Raw genomic sequence first — 17,282 nt, forward strand, 5'->3', positions numbered from 1 at the left:
CTAATGTTGGAAAATGTTCGAGTGGTTTTAGTTGGCACCAGCCATAGTGGCAACATTGGTTCGGCAGCACGCGCCATGAAAACCATGGGCATCACTGATTTATGTTTGGTTGCTCCAGAAGCCGAAATAGACGGCAAGTCGGTAGCGTTATCGGCAGGCGCCTCTGATGTGTTAGGCGGAACCACTATTGTAAATGAGTTGTCTGAAGCTGTAGCTGATTGTCAATTGGTGATCGGTGCTAGTGCTCGCTCACGTACATTAGATTGGCCAATGCTTGATGGACGTGAAGCTGGCGTAAAACTGGCTAGCGAAGCCCAAGAGGCCAAAGTCGCCATTGTATTTGGTCGAGAGAATAGCGGCTTGAATAATACTGAGTTACAGCAATGCCACTTCCATGTCTGTGTGCCAGCCAATCCAGAGTACAGTTCGCTTAACCTTGCTATGGCGGTTCAGCTATTAAGCTACGAAGTTAGAATGGCCTTTTTGGATCTACAAAACATCCATCCTGAAAGCCCCGTTGAAGACTACCCGCATGCCGATGATCTAGAGCGTTTCTATCAGCATTTTGAGCAGAGCATTGCCGATAGCGGCTTCATCATTAAACCTCATCCGGGTAAAGTAATGGAAAAGGTTCGCCGAATGTTCAACCGTATTCGCATGGAAAAACAAGAGCTTAACGTGATGCGTGGGATACTCACTGCATATGATAAACACATCTCTAAACCAGAAAAATAAACCTGACTAATTTACTAGGTTTTATACTTGACTAAATTAGTCGGATATGGAAAGATTGTGACCAAGTTCACGCGATAAATGGGTTGGATATGCGCTTAACTTCTAAGGGACGCTACGCGGTTACAGCAATGTTAGATGTTGCTCTTCATATGGAAGAAGGGCCGGTTTCTCTAGCTGATATTTCTGAAAGACAAGGTATCTCGTTGTCTTACCTAGAGCAACTTTTTTCAAAATTACGTAAACATGGCTTAGTCACTAGTGTACGTGGTCCTGGTGGCGGTTACCGACTAGGTATGGATGCCGATGATATTGCAGTGGGTATGGTGATTCACGCAGTTGATGAGTCTATTGACGCTACGCGCTGTCATGGCTCAGCAGATTGCCAAGGTGGTAAACCTTGCTTGACCCACTCGTTATGGAATGACTTGAGCGAACGTATCGCTGACTTCCTCGATAATATTAGCTTAGGCGGCTTGATGCGCGAGCGACAAATTGTAAATGTTGCTCATAACCAAGACCAGCTTCAGCATGTTGATACCAACACGATACAAATTAGTTTATGACGCTCGCTTTCACCGAGTAGTAACGGAGAACTTTAATGAAATTGCCAATTTATCTTGATTACTCAGCAACTACCCCTGTAGATCCACGCGTTGCTGAGAAGATGATGCAGTACCTTAGCGTAGACGGTATCTACGGTAACCCGGCTTCACGTTCACACCGTTTCGGCTGGCAAGCAGAAGAAGCGGTAGATATCGCTCGTAACCAAATTGCCGAATTAGTAAATGCCGACCCGCGCGAAATTGTGTTTACTTCTGGTGCCACAGAATCAAACAACCTTGCAATCAAAGGTGCTGCACACTTTTACAACAAACGCGGTAAACATATTATTACCTGTAAAACTGAGCATAAAGCAGTACTTGATACATGCCGCCAGTTAGAGCGTGAAGGTTATGAAGTCACTTACCTTGACCCAGAAAGTAACGGCGTAATTAGCTTAGAGAAACTAAGCGAAGCCTTACGTGAAGATACGGTGCTAGTGAGCATTATGCACGTTAATAACGAAATTGGCGTGATTCAAGATCTTAACGCAATTGGTGAGCTTTGCCGTTCACGCAAAATTTTATTCCATGTAGATGCGGCGCAAAGTGCTGGTAAAATTGAAATTGATTTACAAGCCTTGCCAGTAGATATGATGTCGTTTTCTGCACACAAGGTTTACGGCCCTAAAGGCATTGGCGCGTTGTACGTGCAACGTAAACCGCGTATTCGCTTAGAAGCCCAAATGCACGGCGGCGGCCACGAACGTGGTATGCGTTCAGGTACTTTACCAACTCACCAAATCGTGGGCATGGGCGAAGCGTTTGCTATTGCTAAGCAAGATATGGCGAAAGACAACGAACATATCCATGCTTTACGTGACCGCTTTTGGGCGGGGATTAAAGATATCGAAGAAACTTACGTTAACGGCGACTTTGAGCAACGTGTAGTGGGCAACCTAAATGTAAGTTTTGCTTACGTAGAAGGTGAGTCATTGATCATGGCGCTTAAAGACCTTGCTGTATCGTCAGGGTCTGCGTGTACTTCTGCCAGCTTAGAGCCTTCTTATGTGCTACGAGCCTTAGGTTTAGATGACGAGCTAGCACATAGTTCAATTCGCTTCTCGTTTGGCCGTTTCACTACAGTAGAAGAAATTGATTACGCAATTAAAGTGATTAACGAAGGAATTGGCCGCCTCCGCGAGATGTCTCCATTGTGGGACATGTTTAAAGATGGAGTGGACCTAAGTCAGGTCGAGTGGGCTCACCACTAAGTATTATAACTAACGGATTTGGAGAGATATCATGGCTTATAGCGAAAAAGTAATCGACCACTACGAAAACCCACGTAACGTAGGTGCGTTTGAAGATAAAGAAGACAGTCATATTGGTACTGGTATGGTTGGCGCACCAGCTTGTGGTGACGTAATGAAGTTACAACTCAAAGTAAGCGATAGCGGTATTATTGAAGATGCGCGCTTTAAAACTTACGGTTGTGGTTCAGCTATCGCGTCTAGCTCATTGGTTACCGAATGGGTAAAAGGCAAAAGCTTAGATGAAGCGCAGTCGTTAAAAAACACTGATATTGCTGAAGAACTAGCTTTACCACCCGTTAAAATTCACTGTTCAATTTTGGCCGAAGACGCCATTAAAGCAGCGATTGCAGATTACAAAAAGAAAAACGCCTAGAGCTTTAAGGATCCATTATGGCTGTATCACTAACCGAATCAGCGGCAACCCATGTTGGCCAGTTCTTGAATAACCGCGGCGCAGGCGCTGGGGTTCGCTTAGGTATCAAAACCTCAGGCTGTTCGGGTATGGCTTATATTCTGGAGTTTGTTGACCAACTCGCTGATGATGATCAAGTTTTTGAAAGCCACGGTGTTAATGTCATCGTAGATGAAAAAAGCTTGTTGTACATCGACGGTACTGAGCTGGACTTTGTTAAAGAGGGCCTGAATGAAGGTTTTGTATTTAACAATCCAAATGTATCCGGCGAGTGTGGTTGCGGAGAGAGTTTTAGCGTTTAAATGGAACACGCTATGAATCATTTTGAATTATTCTCTCTACGCCCTTCATATCAGCTAGACCTGCAAGGTTTAGCTGATTGTTATAGAGAGCTACAACAGAAATACCATCCTGATAATTTCGCTGCAGATGCCTCTGAGAATCAAGCTCAAGTTATGCAAAAAGCCGCGCAAATTAATGATGCTTATCAAACCTTGAAAGATCCCCTTTCACGCGCCCAATATTTGTTAAGTCTGCAAGACATAGAGCTTGGTGGAGAGCAACAAACCATCAACGATATCGAGTTTTTGATGGCGCAAATGGAGCTTAGAGAACAGCTAGCAGAAATCGAAAATGCTGCTGATCCTGAGCAAGCTCTTGAGGATTTTTCCAAGCTACTCAAGCAGCAACGAAGTGACTTGAGCTCTAGCTTTGAAAAAGCCTACAATGAGCAAAATTTTACTTTTGCTGCGGATCAGGTTCGCAAGCTCAAATTCTATGCACGTTTGCAACAGCAGTTGCTCCAACTCGAAGAGAAGATTTTAGATTACTAATCTATATGGCATTACTACAAATTGCAGAGCCTGGGCAATCGGCTGTTCCTCACCAACATAAACTCGCAGTAGGTATCGACTTAGGTACGACTAATTCGCTGGTTGCTACGGTTCGTAGTGGTAAATCTGTTACTTTAGCTGATCATGACGGCGGCATTCTTTTACCGTCAGTTGTCCGTTATCATGCGCAAGGCGTTGATGTTGGCCAGTCAGCTAAAGCCCACGCTGTGACCGATCCTAATAACACGATTACCTCTGTTAAACGTTTATTAGGTAAAGATATTTCTGATATCGACCTTAGCGGATTACCTTATAATTTTACCGAGGCTAGCTCACCTCAAATCAAAACGGTAAGTGGTGTCGTTAATCCTATTCAAGTATCTGCAGAAATTCTCAAAAGCTTAGCCAAGCGCGCTACCGAATCTTTACAAGGCGAGCCTGATGGTGTGGTAATTACCGTTCCTGCTTACTTTGACGACGCTCAGCGCCAAGGTACCAAAGACGCAGCCCAATTAGCCGGTTTACATGTACTTCGCCTGCTGAATGAACCTACTGCAGCGGCTATTGCTTATGGCTTGGACAGTGGTGATGAAGGCGTTATTGCTATTTATGATTTAGGTGGCGGAACCTTTGATATCTCTATTTTGCGTTTATCAAAAGGGGTGTTTCAAGTACTCGCTACTGGCGGCGATTCTGCACTAGGTGGTGATGATTTTGATGACGCTTTGGTTGAGTGGATTGCTGAGCAAGCAAAGATCACTGGCCAACGTTCAGCCCGGTTACAACGTGAATTGTCGCGCATTGCTAACCAAGTAAAAGTAAACCTATCGGAACACTCACACTCTGATATCGAATTAGATATTGATGGATTTCATTGGCAGGGTTCTATTAGTCGTGAATTGTTTGACGAGTTAATAGAAGGTTTAGTTAAACGTACTATTCGCGCTTGTCGTAGGGCATTACGCGATGCCGAGGTTGAGCTCGAAGACGTTAACAATGTAGTAATGGTGGGGGGCTCTACGCGGGTACCTAAAGTACGTAGCGATGTAGCTAACTTTTTTGCTAAACCGCCATTAACGAATATTGATCCAGACCAGGTGGTAGCTATTGGTGCGGCTATTCAAGCAGATACCTTAGTAGGCAATAAAAAAGACGGTGAACTGTTGCTACTGGATGTAACACCACTATCTTTGGGCATTGAGACCATGGGCGGTTTGGTGGAAAAAGTGATTCCTCGAAACACCACTATCCCTGTGGCACGGGCTCAAGAATTTACCACTTTTAAAGATGGTCAAACGGCCATGGCTATTCATGCAGTGCAGGGTGAGCGTGAATTAGTAGATGATTGCCGCTCTCTCGCCAAGTTTGCCCTTAAAGGTATTCCGCCTTTAGCTGCTGGTGCAGCGCATATTAGAGTGACTTTTCAAGTAGATGCCGATGGTTTGTTATCGGTAACTGCTATGGAAAAATCAACGGGTGTACAATCCTCTGTTGAAGTTAAGCCTTCCTATGGCTTAGAAGATGCAGAAGTGGCGCGCATGCTGAAAGATTCAATCACCAACGCAAAGCATGATGTTACGATGCGTATGTTGCGTGAACAACAAGTTGAAGCGGCTCGCTTTATTGAAGATATGAGCGCAGCGTTAGCGGAAAGTGGTGAGCGATTACTGGATGCAGCCGAGCGTCAGCAAATTAAACTGGCAGTAGACGCGTTAGCTGTCGTAGCTGCCGAAGATAGCGTACCTGCGATTGAGCAAGCCATTAAACGATTAGATAGTATCAGCCAAGATTTTGCTGCAAGGCGAATGGATGATTCAATTAAACAGGCTTTAACAGGCCAGCTAGTAGATAGGATTTAAGATGCCTAAAGTGATTTTCTTACCCAATGAAGATTTATGTCCAGAAGGGTCTGTTGTAGAAGCCAAAGAAGGCGAAAGCGTACTTGATATTGCATTGCGCGAAGGCATAGACATTGAACATGCTTGTGAAAAGTCGTGCGCCTGTACTACATGTCATGTAATTGTTCGCGAAGGGTTTGATTCTTTGGAAGAAAGTGACGAGCTGGAAGATGATATGCTAGATAAGGCGTGGGGTTTAGAGCCTGAGTCACGTTTAGGTTGTCAGGCTTTAGTTGCCGATGAAGATTTAGTAGTAGAAATTCCAAAATACACGATTAATATGGTGTCTGAACAACATTAAGGAAACTTGCTAATGGGGTTGCGTTGGATAGATGTAGAGCAAATAGCGATAGAACTGGCCGAGCAATTTCCTGAGCAGGATCCGAAACAAGTTCGGTTTACCGATTTACACCAATGGGTTTGTCAGTTGGACGATTTTGAAGACGAGCCCCAGCATAGCAACGAGCGCATTTTGGAAGCAATTATTTTAGCCTGGATGGATGAACTAGACTAAATTCCGGTGGCTTGTTGTCAATTAGTCAAATGAGGAAGTATTGATGACCGCCGTAATGGATCTCGTATTATGTGCAAAACCAGCTGCAGCCCACTGGGGCGATAACGCGCTGATAAGTTTTGAAGCCAACCAAGTAAACGTTCATGTTACCTCTCAAGGCGCTTCTCGCCTGCAAGATATTCAAAAAGCCGCCCGTAAACTGGATGCCCAAGGTTTAAAACACCTTTCCTTTATTGGCGACAGTTGGGACGTAGAAGCCTGTTGGGCTTTTTACCAAGGGTATTACAATGCCAAGCAAGATAACCAGCTAGAGATAGTTGTGTTAAGTGATGCTGACCTGGCTAAGTTTAACGCGCTAAAAATAGCTGCAGACTGGACCCGTAAAACTATTAACCTTGGCCCTGCGGCTATTTATCCTCAAACCTTATGTGAATCGGCAGCTAAGTTTTTAACTGAGCTAGCACCAGAGTACGTATCTCATAACATCATTTCTGGCGAGGATTTATTATCAGAAGGATGGGTTGGTACCTATCAAGTAGGTAAAGGCAGTAGCCAAGCGCCTGCCATATTACAGCTTGATTATAACCCTTCAGGAAACCCAGATGAGCCTGTAGCTATTGCGCTGGTAGGTAAGGGCATCACGTTTGACTCTGGTGGCTACAGCATTAAACCATCTGATGGCATGTCGATTATGAAAAGCGACATGGGCGGAGCTGCAACCGTGACTGGCGGCTTAGGATTGGCTATTGCAAACGGCTTAAACAAGCGCGTGAAACTGTTTTTATGCTGCGCCGAGAATATGGTGTCGGGTGATGCTTACAAACTGGGTGATGTTATCACCTACAAAAACGGCGTAACGGTAGAAGTACTAAACACTGATGCAGAAGGACGTTTAGTGTTAGCCGATGGCTTAATCGCCGCGAGTGAATTAAAACCTGGAAAAATTATTGATGCTGCAACGCTAACTGGCGCGGCAAAAATGGCGCTTGGCCGAGATTATAATGCGGTGTTTGGTTTTGATGATGACTTAGTTCATCAAGCTCTACAAGCTGCTAAGGCTGAAAACGAAAAAGCGTGGGCATTGCCATTGGAGCCATTTCACAAAGGCCAAATTGGCTCTTCATTTGCGGATATAGCAAATATATCCTCTGGTGAAGGCATGGCTGGCGCTTCTACTGCGGCAGCTTTCTTAGCTCACTTTGTTGAAAATGCAGAACAAAATTGGCTGCACTTTGATTTGTCGGGTTCTTACCAAAAATCGGGTAACGCACTGTGGGCAACGGGTGCAAAAGGTCACGGTATTCGTACCATTTCACGGTTGTTAAGCGAGTAGAGCTACTTTATCATTCTTAAAGGTTACCAATTGACTGGTATCACTAATTTTACAATGGAGCTAGTAAATGGCGTTAGAACGTACTTTTTCTATACTTAAACCTGATGTAGTGGCTAAAGATGCGATTGGTGCGATATACGCTCGCATGGAGTCTGCGGGTTTACGCTTAGTTGCAGCTAAAATGTTGCATTTGTCGCAAGAACAAGCCGCGGGGTTTTACGCGGAGCATGACGGCAAACCATTTTATGCACCTTTGATTGAGTTCATGACCTCGGGTCCAATCATGGTTCAAGTACTTGAAGGCGAGAATGCCGTACAACGTTATCGTGATTTACTGGGGGCGACTAATCCAGCAGAAGCGGCAGCAGGTACCTTACGTCACGATTTTGGAACGGCTATGCCGCCAAATGGCACCCATGGCTCTGATTCACCGGAGTCTGCGTCTCGAGAAATAGCCTATTTCTTTGAAGACAATGAAATTTGTCCAAGATAATAAAAAGGGGCTTAGGCCCCTTTTTTAATAAGCGGATAAAAGGTGATTGATTAATAGTTAGCTATTTACGCTGAGTGCCGAGATTAACTGGCTTTCTGTTGTCATAATTTGTACAATTCGGCGCTTTTTTTAAATGGTCAGTCGTGGAGTTAAGCGATGAGTGAAAATAAAACAAATTTACTTGATTTGAACCGAGACGGATTACGTAAGTTTTTCGCAGAGATCGGGGAAAAACCTTTCCGCGCCGATCAAGTAATGAAGTGGATCTATCACTTTGGCGTAGACGACTTCGATCAGATGAACAATATAAATAAAGCGCTGCGCGAGAAGCTTAAAAAACAGGCCGAAGTAAAAGCGCCAGAAATTAGCACTGAACAACGCAGTGCCGATGGCACCATTAAGTGGGCTATGTTGGTGGCGGGGCAAGAAATTGAAACGGTTTATATCCCAGAGGGTGACCGAGCAACCCTGTGTGTTTCTTCACAAGTAGGTTGTGCCTTGGAATGTACTTTTTGTTCTACCGGGCAACAAGGCTTTAACCGTAACCTAAAAGTGTCTGACATTATTGGCCAAGTATGGCGCGCAGCACAGGTAATTGGTCATAAGGGTGTTGAAGGTAAGCGACCTATTACTAACGTGGTTATGATGGGCATGGGTGAACCTCTGCTAAACCTGAGTAACCTGGTACCTGCTCTAGAGCTGATGCTGGATGATAATGGTTACGGCTTAAGTAAACGTCGCGTTACTGTTAGTACCTCTGGTGTAGTACCTGCCTTAGATAAACTAGGTGACCAGATAGATGTAGCCTTGGCGATTTCATTACATGCTTCTAACGATAAACTTCGTAGCGAAATTATGCCGATCAATGATAAATACAACATTGAAGCATTTCTAGCCGGCGTTAAGCGTTACATTGATAAGTCTAATGCCAACCGTGGCAAGGTAACGGTTGAATACGTGTTACTAAATGGCGTTAACGATTCAATGGAGCAAGCGCACGAACTTGCCGAAGTGTTGCGCGATACGCCGTGTAAGATTAATTTGATTCCGTTTAATCCATATCCAGGGTCTCCATTCACCAAACCAAGCAACAGCCGAGTGGATCGCTTCAGTAAAGTGTTGATGGAGTATGGCTCTACTGTGGTAGTGCGTAAAACTCGCGGAGACGATATTGACGCCGCTTGTGGGCAGTTAGCGGGTGACGTTGTCGACAGAACCAAAAGAACAATGAGAAAACGGATGCAACAGCAAGAAATTTCAGTCACAATTCAATAACTAACCTTATCGTAGGATGGATATGAAACGCTGGTTGTACTTGTTTTTGGCGGTGTTTTTAGTGACCGGTTGTGTCACTGAAACTCGCGTTGATGGCCAAGAAGTAAACAATAAAAATAATCAACTTGATAAAAATGCAGCGGCAAAAACCCGCATTAGCCTTGCACTCCGTTACCTTGAAGCTGGCGATGCCGAGCAAGCTAAACGTAATCTTGAGTTAGCTCAAGAGCTTTCCCCTAATTTGGTCGATGTGTACATTGCCCAAGCTCACTTTTATCAGCGGGTTCGTCAACCTGACCGAGCGCTTGACGCCTATAAGCGCGCAAAATCGATTGAACCAAGAAATGGTGACGTATTAAATAACTACGGCGCTATGTTGTGTCAGCAAAAGAAATACGATGAAGCTGAATCACTATTCAAACAAGCATTAGCTAATCCAGAATATGTGCAAGTGGCGGGTACTAATGAAAATGCCGGTTTATGTGCGCTTAATGCTGGCGATTTAGACAAAGCACTAAAATACTTCACTAGTGCACTAGCTTACAATATTCGTCGTCCTGCATCATTGCTTGGTGCGAGCGAGATTTACCTGCAAAAAAATAAACCAGAGCAAGCCCGCTTATATCTACAACGGTATGATAGTATGGCTCAAACTACTGCTGAGAGTGCCTTTGCTTGGGTTCGCCTAGAAAGCGCTGCTGATAACTTCGCAGAAGAAGCGCGCTGGGGATTAACGCTTCAACAGCAATTTCCTAAATCTGAACAGACTAAACGATATATAGCTAATGACTATTAAAGCCGAAATTGAGCCAGCTGAGCTAAGCGAAGACATTGAAGTTGTTAGCCCTGGCCAAATGCTACAAGAGGCGAGGGTGGCTGCTAAGTTGAGCCAAGGCCAAGTAGCCGAGCGCTTAAAGTTACGTTTGCAGGTAATTGTAGACATTGAAGCCGATAGTTTTGATAGTGGGCTGTCTACCACCTTTGTGAAAGGCTACTTGCGAGCGTATGCTCGTTTGCTGAATGTATCAGAAGATTTAGTATTATCTAGTTATACCCACCTACATGATGCTCAAGAGCAGCGCACTGAAATGCAAAGCTTTTCGGGGCGTATTAAGCAAGAAACTCACGATAGCCGATTAATGAAGTTCACTTATTTAGTGGCTTTTGGCATCGTTGTGTTATTGGTCATGTGGTGGTGGCAAGAAAAAAATCAACAAAGCTTGTTTGATTCGCCTGAGCCTTCAGTGGTTGAAACCAGTGACAGCCCGATAATAGATCCGATTGCCCCCTCTCTTGAAAACCAAGATGTACTAGAGCCTCAATCAGAAAATTTTTTGGAACCTCAGCACAGTGAGACGGTATCTGAAGAGTCGGCGAGCGTTGAGCAAGTCACAGAGCCTGTTGAAGTAGAAACTCAAGCTGAAGCAGCACCAGAGCAAGCTAACACGGTGAACACTCCGGTTAACGATACCGATCAGGCTGAACCACTATCTGCTGAACTTAACACTGTTGTTGAGCCAGTCAATCAAGTGCAGTCTGCGGCGGCAGAAACACAGCAAACACCGGCCGCTAACTTTACCGCGCTTACCATGAGTTTTGACAATGAATGCTGGGTGGAAGTGCGCGACGCCGATGGCAAACGCCTAGTTGCAGATATTAAAAAGGCAGGCCAAAGCCTGTCAGTGAGTGGTCCAGCACCTTACAGCATTGTGTTAGGCACAAATGCTGGCGTTAGTGTGAAATACGGACAAGAGAACATCGATTTATCGTCATTTAAAGGCGGTAAAGTGGTGCGAATGACAATACCTAACAACTAAGACCTTTCGAGTATGATGAACCAGCCAACTCCAATTAAACGCCGTAAATCAACTCAAATTATGGTGGGTAATGTACCTGTAGGCGGAGGCGCGCCTATTACCGTGCAGTCAATGACCAATACCCGCACCGACGACGTAGCTGCTACAGTTGAGCAGATAAACCGTATTGCTGCAGTGGGCGGTGATATTGTTCGCGTATCGGTACCTACTATGGATGCAGCAGAAGCCTTTAGAAAGATAAAGCAGCAAGTGTCTATTCCGGTGATTGCAGATATTCATTTTGATTATCGTATTGCCCTTAAAGTGGCTGAATACGGCGCTGATTGTTTACGTATAAACCCAGGTAACATTGGTAACGAACAACGGATCCGCTCAGTGGTCGATGCCGCTAAAGACCGTAATATTCCGATTCGTATTGGTGTAAATGGCGGTTCTTTAGAAAAAGACCTCCAAGAAAAATATGGCGAACCTACGCCAGACGCTTTGGTTGAATCTGCCATGCGCCATGTTGATATTCTTGACCGCCTTAATTTTGATCAATTTAAAGTAAGCGTTAAAGCATCAGATGTGTTCTTGGCTGTTGGTGCTTATCAAGGTTTGGCTTCGCGGATTGACCAACCTTTACATCTCGGCATTACCGAAGCTGGCGGCTTGCGCAGTGGTTCAGTTAAGTCGGCAGTGGGCTTGGGCATGTTATTGTCGCAAGGCATTGGTGATACATTGCGTGTATCGCTGGCAGCTGATCCCGTTGAAGAAATTAAAGTCGGTTTTGATATTCTTAAATCCTTACGAATACGTGCTCGCGGAATTAATTTTATTGCGTGCCCAAGCTGTTCACGCCAAGAGTTTGATGTAATTGCCACGGTTAATGCCCTAGAGCAGCGCTTGGAAGACATTGTAGAGCCAATGGATGTGTCTATCATTGGTTGTGTAGTGAATGGGCCAGGCGAAGCGCTTATCTCCGATTTGGGCATTACTGGCGGCAATAAAAAAAGCGGCTATTACCAAGATGGCGTGCGTCAAAAAGAGCGTTTTGACAACGACGACTTAGTGGATGCGCTAGAAGCAAAAATACGCTCGCGCATCGCTGTTAAAAACATTAGCTAGTCGCGCAACCGCAAATAATTTACCTCTATGGTTAAAGGCCCTATAATCGAGGGCCTTTAATAGTTATTGACCTGTTTTATTCGAGATTAATGTGGCTAAACAAATACAAGCAATACGTGGCATGAATGATTGCCTTCCAAGTGATACACCTGCTTGGCAAAAGGTAGAATCAGTTATCCGTGAAGTGGTTGCCGCTTACGGTTACAACGAAATTAGAATGCCAATTGTTGAAAGTACAGATTTGTTTAAGCGCTCTATCGGTGAAGTAACCGATATCGTTGAAAAAGAAATGTACACTTTTGACGACCGCAATGGCGACAGCTTAACCCTGCGACCAGAAGGTACAGCAAGTTGTGTACGTGCAGGTAATCAAGCAGGTTTACTGTATAACCAAGAGCAACGCCTTTGGTATATGGGACCAATGTTTCGCCATGAGCGACCGCAGAAAGGCCGCTATCGTCAGTTCCATCAAGTAGGTATTGAGTCGTTTGGTATTGCAAGCGCTGATATAGATGCTGAAGTGATTATGTTGTCGGCGCGTTTTTGGAAAGCCTTTGGCTTAGAAAAACACGTTACACTGGAGCTAAACAGTTTAGGCTCTAACGAAGCGCGCGCTAACTACCGTGATGCTTTAATCGCTTACTTAGAATTACATAAAGACGCGCTCGATGAAGATGCTAAACGTCGTATGTACGATAACCCATTACGTGTACTAGACAGCAAGAACCCAGAGGTTCAAGCGGCATTAGCTGATGCACCGAGTTTAAATGAGTACCTCGACCAAGAAAGCGTAGAGCACTTTGATAAATTACGCTCTTTGCTTGATAACGCGGGTATCGAGTACACAATAAATCCTCGTTTAGTACGAGGTTTAGATTATTACAACCGCACCGTATTTGAATGGGTAACCAGCAGCCTGGGTTCACAAGGTACTGTGTGTGCTGGCGGCCGATACGATGGCTTAGTTGAGCAACTCGGTGGTAAAGCCACTCCTGCTGTTGGTTTTGCCATGGGTATGGAGCGTTTAGTATTGCTGTTGGAAACGCTGGAACTATTGGGTGATTTACCGACAGGCGCCGATGTTTATGTGATCAATGCTGGAGAAGGGACACTTGGAGCAGCATTTTCATTAGCTGAACAATTGCGAGATGCGTTACCCTCTGTGCGGGTGATGAGCCACTGTGGCGGTGGTAACTTTAAGAAACAATTTAAGCGTGCTGATAAATCAGGCGCGAAAGTAGCGCTAATCATCGGCGATGATGAGTTAGCCAATCAGCAAGTTACTGTTAAGTACCTGCGTCAAGATATTCAACAGCAGTGCATCGCTCAATCTGAGTTAGTTGCTTTGCTTAATACCGTATTAGTTTAGTTAAGGAGAGACAGTGGACATTTATTCTACTGAGGAACAGCAAGTTCAAGCCATCAAAGACTGGTGGAAAAAGAATGGAACATCAGTGATCGGCGGTTCTGTATTAGGTTTAGCAGCAGTATTTGGCTGGCGATATTTTGGTGAGTATCAGGTTAGTCAGCAAGAAGCTGCTTCAGATGCCTACGAGCAAGCTGTTACTCAACTAGCGCTTAATTCAGAAGAACTCACTCCTTTAGTTAATTATGTCGCTGCTAATCAAGGCGACAAGAATTATTCAGTGTTTGCTTCTTTGTTGTTAGCCAAAGAATTAGTGGCTAAAGAAGATTTTGCGCAAGCCCAAACACAACTTCAGTTGGCTTTAAATGGCGCACCAGAAGAGCTAAAAGGCATGGTTTATACACGGTTAGCACGTGTACAAGCTCAACAAGCTGCATTTGATGACGCGCTAGCAAGTTTAGAGATGGTTAGTGACCCAGCTCTAGTGGCTACTGTTGAAATTATTAAAGGTGATATTTATCTTCAACAAGGTGAAAACGCGATGGCTCGTCAAGCATACCAAGCAGCAGTCGCTGCCGGTGCCGCAGAGCAAGACCCTAGCGTAAACCTTAAATTGAACGACCTAACTGAAGTTGAGGCCGCAAATGGTTAAAGCTTGGCGTAGTGTCAGCTTAGCTTGTTTACTTGTTGGTTTGTCAGCTTGTTCTTTGTTCAACTCTGAAGAAGATGTTGTACAAATGGCACCAGTGCCAGAGTTTAGCAACCAGTTTACGGTGGCTAAGCAGTGGGAAACTCGAGTAGGCGATGGTGTAGAGAAATACTTTTCGGCCTTGTCGCCGGTGGTGGCTTACGATTCAGTATTTGCTGCCTCCCGTTTTGGCGAGATCCGTGCTTTTGACTTAAATGGTAAACGCCTATGGCAACAAAACCTTTCCAAAGTTGAAAGTAACAATCGCTTCTCTGGTAATACGCCTAATGCGCGTATTTCTGGCGGTTTAACTGCAGCTTACAAACGTATTTATCTTGGCACTGAAAATGCTGATGTATTTGCCTTAGATGCTGAAACAGGCGACATTGTTTGGCAAGCCGCCGTGTCTGGCGAAGTACTAGCAAAACCTGCTGTAGAAGATAGTGTGGTAGTGGTGATGACCAGCAATGGTCATTTAGTGGCTCTTGATGCGCACAGTGGTGAGCAAAAGTGGGACATTAAAATCGACCAACCTTCGTTGTCATTACGAAGTAAAGCGGCAGCGGTTATTTCTAATGGTGCAATCATTTTAGGCCGCAGCGACGGTAAGATTGGTTTGTATTTGCTAGAAAGTGGCCAGTTATTATTTGAAAGCAAGCTCGCTCAGCCTAAAGGCTCTACTGAAATTGACCGCATTGTCGATGTAGATAGTCGACCGGTGTTAGTTGGCTCGCAGCTATACGCCGTAGCGTACAACGGCAACCTTGTGTCGGTAAATTTACGCAGTGGTGAAGAGCAATGGAGACGTAGTTACTCAGCCTACCAAAATTTAGCAACTGCGGGCTTAAGCTTGTTTGTTACCGATGTGAGCGACAATGTTTATAGCATTGAGCGCAATAATGGTGTTGAACAGTGGACCCAAGGTGCGCTGTCTTACCGCATTGTTACCGCACCAGCGATAGACGGTAATCAAATCATCGTTGGCGACAGCGAAGGTTACTTATATTGGATAAACCGAGAAACTGGTGAATTTACTAGCAAAATGTTAGTAGATAAAAGCGGCTTATATGTTGCGCCTGTGGTAACCTCCGACAAAATTATCGTTCAAACACGAAATGGTAAGCTAATTGCGCTAGATCGCAGTTAAGTTGTTATAATTGTGTACAAAAGGCTCATGATTAATTGATCATGAGCCTTTGTCATGTCATGTATTCTAAAAAATGAGGCCCTTATGCTTCCTGTTGTAGCCTTAGTGGGACGCCCAAACGTTGGCAAATCTACATTATTTAATCGCCTTACGCGCAGCAGGGATGCGCTAGTAGCCGACTTTCCTGGGCTTACTCGCGACCGCAAGTACGGACAAGCTAAAGTAGCCGAGCAAGAATTCATTGTTATTGATACCGGTGGTATCGATGGTGATGAAGAAGGTATCGATGCGATGATGGCGCAGCAATCTTTGCAAGCCATTGAAGAAGCTGACGCCGTATTATTTTTGGTTGATGCTCGTTCGGGCATGACAGTTGCGGATGAAGCTATTGCGCATCATCTGCGCAAGCAAGAAAAGAAAATTTTCTTGGTGGCCAATAAAACTGACGGTATTGATGCTGATGCAGCCTGTGGCGAGTTTTACGCTTTAGCCCTTGGTGAAGTTCACCACATTGCAGCCGCTCATGGTCGTGGCGTGAACATGCTACTCGAAGAAGCTTTACGTCCGTTTGTTACCGAGCAGGCAGAGCTACAATCTGATGAATTAGAGCCTAGCTTAGATGAGACTCGTGAGATGAGTGAGTCTGAACTGGATGAGCTCGCTCAGAAGTTTGCTGATTTGCCGATTAAGTTAGCGATTGTGGGTCGCCCGAACGTGGGGAAATCTACGCTAACAAACCGGATTTTAGGTGAAGACCGGGTTGTTGTTTACGACATGCCGGGTACCACACGTGACAGTATTTACATACCGATGCAGCGTGAAGATCAAGACTACATTTTGATTGATACGGCGGGAGTACGTAAACGTGGCAAAGTGACAGAAGTTGTTGAGAAGTTCTCAGTAATTAAAACGCTTAAAGCCATTGAAGATGCTAACGTCGTAATGTTAGTGATTGATGCTAAAGACGGTATCTCTGATCAAGACTTAAGCTTGTTAGGTTTTGTACTTAATGCTGGTCGTGCTTTAGTGCTTGCAGTGAACAAATGGGATGGTTTAGACAACGACCATAAAGAGCGTATTAAAACAGAATTAGATCGCCGTTTAGGCTTTATTGATTTTGCACGTGTTCATTTCATCTCTGCTTTGCACGGTACTGGTGTTGGTCACTTGTATGAAAGCGTTCAAGAGGCATACAGCAGCGCCACTAAGCGCGTTTCTACTTCGATGCTGACACGTATCATGCAAATGGCTCAAGACGACCACCAGCCGCCGTTAGTGCGCGGCCGTAGGGTTAAATTACGTTATGCTCACGCAGGTGGTTACAATCCTCCGCGCATTGTGGTTCATGGTAATCAAGTAAACTCGTTGCCCGATGCGTATAAGCGCTACTTGATGAATTACTACCGTAAAGCTTTAGAGATTATGGGGACACCTATTCGCGTAGAATTTAAAGAAGGCGAAAACCCATTTTCAGAGAAGAAGTCAAAACTTACTCTGGCGCAAGAACGTCGCCGTAAAAAGATGCAAACTGTAAGTCGGTATAAAAAGAAATAATTGGAGTTAGCCATGAGTATTGAAATTGCTTGCCCAGAATGTGATGGTGAACTGCAGCACGAACACGACCATTGGTTGTGTGGCGCTTGTCATCATCAATTTTTACAACGAGTGCACTGTGATAAATGTGATGCCGAGTTGGAAAAGTTAAAAGCCTGTGGTGCAGTGGACTACTTTTGTAATAGCTGTAATGAACTGAAGTCTAAGCGGGCCGTGATAAGGCGGTTTGAGCGTTTAGCTTAATTAAAAAAGACG

Annotated in this window: 20 protein-coding genes; all 20 read left to right on the forward strand. The window is 44.7% G+C overall.

The window, feature by feature from the left end:
* Positions 1–3 precede the first annotated feature (3 nt).
* The 20 genes from trmJ (at position 4) to FFR00_RS07760 (ending at position 17,270) form a co-directional block, all read left to right on the forward strand.
* Positions 4–735 (forward strand): tRNA (cytosine(32)/uridine(32)-2'-O)-methyltransferase TrmJ, encoded by a 732-nt coding sequence (gene trmJ / locus FFR00_RS07665; protein WP_137672802.1) that lies wholly within the window; start codon positions 4–6, stop codon positions 733–735.
* An 89-nt stretch (positions 736–824) separates the two neighbouring features.
* Positions 825–1,298 carry a Fe-S cluster assembly transcriptional regulator IscR gene (iscR, locus tag FFR00_RS07670; protein WP_137672803.1) on the forward strand — a complete coding sequence of 158 codons (474 nt, stop codon included), beginning with the start codon at positions 825–827 and terminating at the stop codon, positions 1,296–1,298.
* A gap of 35 nt (positions 1,299–1,333) precedes the next feature.
* Complete coding sequence (locus FFR00_RS07675) at positions 1,334–2,548, forward strand: IscS subfamily cysteine desulfurase (RefSeq protein WP_137672804.1); 1,215 nt, start codon at positions 1,334–1,336, stop codon at positions 2,546–2,548.
* A 31-nt stretch (positions 2,549–2,579) separates the two neighbouring features.
* Entirely contained in the window at positions 2,580–2,963 is a 384-nt protein-coding gene (gene iscU / locus FFR00_RS07680) for a Fe-S cluster assembly scaffold IscU (RefSeq protein WP_137672805.1), read from the forward strand.
* Positions 2,964–2,980: 17 nt separating this feature from the next.
* Positions 2,981–3,304 (forward strand): iron-sulfur cluster assembly protein IscA, encoded by a 324-nt coding sequence (gene iscA / locus FFR00_RS07685; RefSeq protein WP_137672806.1) that lies wholly within the window; start codon positions 2,981–2,983, stop codon positions 3,302–3,304.
* A gap of 12 nt (positions 3,305–3,316) precedes the next feature.
* On the forward strand, positions 3,317–3,835 hold the full coding sequence (gene hscB / locus FFR00_RS07690) for a co-chaperone HscB (RefSeq protein ID WP_137672807.1): 519 nt from the start codon (positions 3,317–3,319) through the stop codon (positions 3,833–3,835).
* 5 nt (positions 3,836–3,840) lie between these two features.
* A complete protein-coding gene (gene hscA, locus FFR00_RS07695) occupies positions 3,841–5,694 on the forward strand; it encodes a Fe-S protein assembly chaperone HscA (RefSeq protein WP_137672808.1) in 1,854 nt (617 codons plus the stop codon).
* 1 nt (position 5,695) lies between these two features.
* The gene (gene fdx, locus FFR00_RS07700; protein ID WP_137672809.1) at positions 5,696–6,034 is read left to right on the forward strand and encodes an ISC system 2Fe-2S type ferredoxin; all 339 of its coding nucleotides are present in this window, start codon (positions 5,696–5,698) and stop codon (positions 6,032–6,034) included.
* 12 nt (positions 6,035–6,046) lie between these two features.
* Positions 6,047–6,247 (forward strand): Fe-S cluster assembly protein IscX, encoded by a 201-nt coding sequence (gene iscX, locus FFR00_RS07705; protein ID WP_137672810.1) that lies wholly within the window; start codon positions 6,047–6,049, stop codon positions 6,245–6,247.
* 43 nt (positions 6,248–6,290) lie between these two features.
* Positions 6,291–7,580 (forward strand): aminopeptidase PepB, encoded by a 1,290-nt coding sequence (gene pepB / locus FFR00_RS07710; protein WP_137672811.1) that lies wholly within the window; start codon positions 6,291–6,293, stop codon positions 7,578–7,580.
* Between the two features lie 67 nt (positions 7,581–7,647).
* Entirely contained in the window at positions 7,648–8,073 is a 426-nt protein-coding gene (gene ndk / locus FFR00_RS07715) for a nucleoside-diphosphate kinase (RefSeq protein WP_137672812.1), read from the forward strand.
* Between the two features lie 156 nt (positions 8,074–8,229).
* Positions 8,230–9,348 (forward strand): bifunctional tRNA (adenosine(37)-C2)-methyltransferase TrmG/ribosomal RNA large subunit methyltransferase RlmN, encoded by a 1,119-nt coding sequence (locus tag FFR00_RS07720; protein WP_137672813.1) that lies wholly within the window; start codon positions 8,230–8,232, stop codon positions 9,346–9,348.
* Between the two features lie 22 nt (positions 9,349–9,370).
* Positions 9,371–10,144: a type IV pilus biogenesis/stability protein PilW gene (gene pilW, locus FFR00_RS07725; protein ID WP_161985121.1), complete on the forward strand. Its 774-nt coding sequence runs from the start codon at positions 9,371–9,373 to the stop codon at positions 10,142–10,144.
* Positions 10,134–11,165 (forward strand): cytoskeleton protein RodZ, encoded by a 1,032-nt coding sequence (gene rodZ, locus FFR00_RS07730; protein WP_137672815.1) that lies wholly within the window; start codon positions 10,134–10,136, stop codon positions 11,163–11,165. The genes pilW and rodZ overlap by 11 nt, the downstream gene beginning before the upstream one ends.
* Before the next feature lie 15 nt (positions 11,166–11,180).
* The gene (gene ispG, locus FFR00_RS07735) at positions 11,181–12,272 is read left to right on the forward strand and encodes a flavodoxin-dependent (E)-4-hydroxy-3-methylbut-2-enyl-diphosphate synthase (RefSeq protein WP_137672885.1); all 1,092 of its coding nucleotides are present in this window, start codon (positions 11,181–11,183) and stop codon (positions 12,270–12,272) included.
* 91 nt (positions 12,273–12,363) lie between these two features.
* Positions 12,364–13,641, forward strand: coding sequence for a histidine--tRNA ligase (gene hisS, locus FFR00_RS07740; RefSeq protein WP_137672816.1), 1,278 nt, complete (start codon positions 12,364–12,366; stop codon positions 13,639–13,641).
* A gap of 13 nt (positions 13,642–13,654) precedes the next feature.
* A complete protein-coding gene (locus FFR00_RS07745) occupies positions 13,655–14,290 on the forward strand; it encodes a tetratricopeptide repeat protein (protein ID WP_137672817.1) in 636 nt (211 codons plus the stop codon).
* Positions 14,283–15,473 (forward strand): outer membrane protein assembly factor BamB, encoded by a 1,191-nt coding sequence (gene bamB, locus FFR00_RS07750; protein WP_137672818.1) that lies wholly within the window; start codon positions 14,283–14,285, stop codon positions 15,471–15,473. Before FFR00_RS07745 ends, bamB begins: the two co-directional genes overlap by 8 nt.
* A gap of 84 nt (positions 15,474–15,557) precedes the next feature.
* Positions 15,558–17,027 (forward strand): ribosome biogenesis GTPase Der, encoded by a 1,470-nt coding sequence (gene der / locus FFR00_RS07755; RefSeq protein ID WP_137672819.1) that lies wholly within the window; start codon positions 15,558–15,560, stop codon positions 17,025–17,027.
* Between the two features lie 12 nt (positions 17,028–17,039).
* A complete protein-coding gene (locus FFR00_RS07760; RefSeq protein ID WP_137672820.1) occupies positions 17,040–17,270 on the forward strand; it encodes a zinc ribbon domain-containing protein in 231 nt (76 codons plus the stop codon).
* The last annotated feature ends 12 nt before the right edge of the window (positions 17,271–17,282 follow it).

This window comes from Agarivorans sp. Toyoura001 (assembly GCF_005405585.1).
GTDB lineage: Bacteria > Pseudomonadota > Gammaproteobacteria > Enterobacterales > Celerinatantimonadaceae > Agarivorans.

What these genes read in the sequence shown, in the direction of transcription:
- bamB (WP_137672818.1), top strand. Translation starts at nt 14,283, where the DNA reads ATGGTTAAAGCTTGGCGTAGTGTCAGCTTAGCTTGTTTACTTGTTGGT.
- trmJ (WP_137672802.1), top strand. Translation starts at nt 4, where the DNA reads ATGTTGGAAAATGTTCGAGTGGTTTTAGTTGGCACCAGCCATAGTGGC.
- iscR (WP_137672803.1), top strand. Translation starts at nt 825, where the DNA reads ATGCGCTTAACTTCTAAGGGACGCTACGCGGTTACAGCAATGTTAGAT.
- iscX (WP_137672810.1), top strand. Translation starts at nt 6,047, where the DNA reads ATGGGGTTGCGTTGGATAGATGTAGAGCAAATAGCGATAGAACTGGCC.
- pepB (WP_137672811.1), top strand. Translation starts at nt 6,291, where the DNA reads ATGACCGCCGTAATGGATCTCGTATTATGTGCAAAACCAGCTGCAGCC.
- FFR00_RS07760 (WP_137672820.1), top strand. Translation starts at nt 17,040, where the DNA reads ATGAGTATTGAAATTGCTTGCCCAGAATGTGATGGTGAACTGCAGCAC.
- hscA (WP_137672808.1), top strand. Translation starts at nt 3,841, where the DNA reads ATGGCATTACTACAAATTGCAGAGCCTGGGCAATCGGCTGTTCCTCAC.
- ispG (WP_137672885.1), top strand. Translation starts at nt 11,181, where the DNA reads ATGAACCAGCCAACTCCAATTAAACGCCGTAAATCAACTCAAATTATG.
- rodZ (WP_137672815.1), top strand. Translation starts at nt 10,134, where the DNA reads ATGACTATTAAAGCCGAAATTGAGCCAGCTGAGCTAAGCGAAGACATT.
- hscB (WP_137672807.1), top strand. Translation starts at nt 3,317, where the DNA reads ATGAATCATTTTGAATTATTCTCTCTACGCCCTTCATATCAGCTAGAC.
- der (WP_137672819.1), top strand. Translation starts at nt 15,558, where the DNA reads ATGCTTCCTGTTGTAGCCTTAGTGGGACGCCCAAACGTTGGCAAATCT.
- ndk (WP_137672812.1), top strand. Translation starts at nt 7,648, where the DNA reads ATGGCGTTAGAACGTACTTTTTCTATACTTAAACCTGATGTAGTGGCT.
- pilW (WP_161985121.1), top strand. Translation starts at nt 9,371, where the DNA reads ATGAAACGCTGGTTGTACTTGTTTTTGGCGGTGTTTTTAGTGACCGGT.
- iscU (WP_137672805.1), top strand. Translation starts at nt 2,580, where the DNA reads ATGGCTTATAGCGAAAAAGTAATCGACCACTACGAAAACCCACGTAAC.
- iscA (WP_137672806.1), top strand. Translation starts at nt 2,981, where the DNA reads ATGGCTGTATCACTAACCGAATCAGCGGCAACCCATGTTGGCCAGTTC.
- FFR00_RS07675 (WP_137672804.1), top strand. Translation starts at nt 1,334, where the DNA reads ATGAAATTGCCAATTTATCTTGATTACTCAGCAACTACCCCTGTAGAT.
- FFR00_RS07720 (WP_137672813.1), top strand. Translation starts at nt 8,230, where the DNA reads ATGAGTGAAAATAAAACAAATTTACTTGATTTGAACCGAGACGGATTA.
- fdx (WP_137672809.1), top strand. Translation starts at nt 5,696, where the DNA reads ATGCCTAAAGTGATTTTCTTACCCAATGAAGATTTATGTCCAGAAGGG.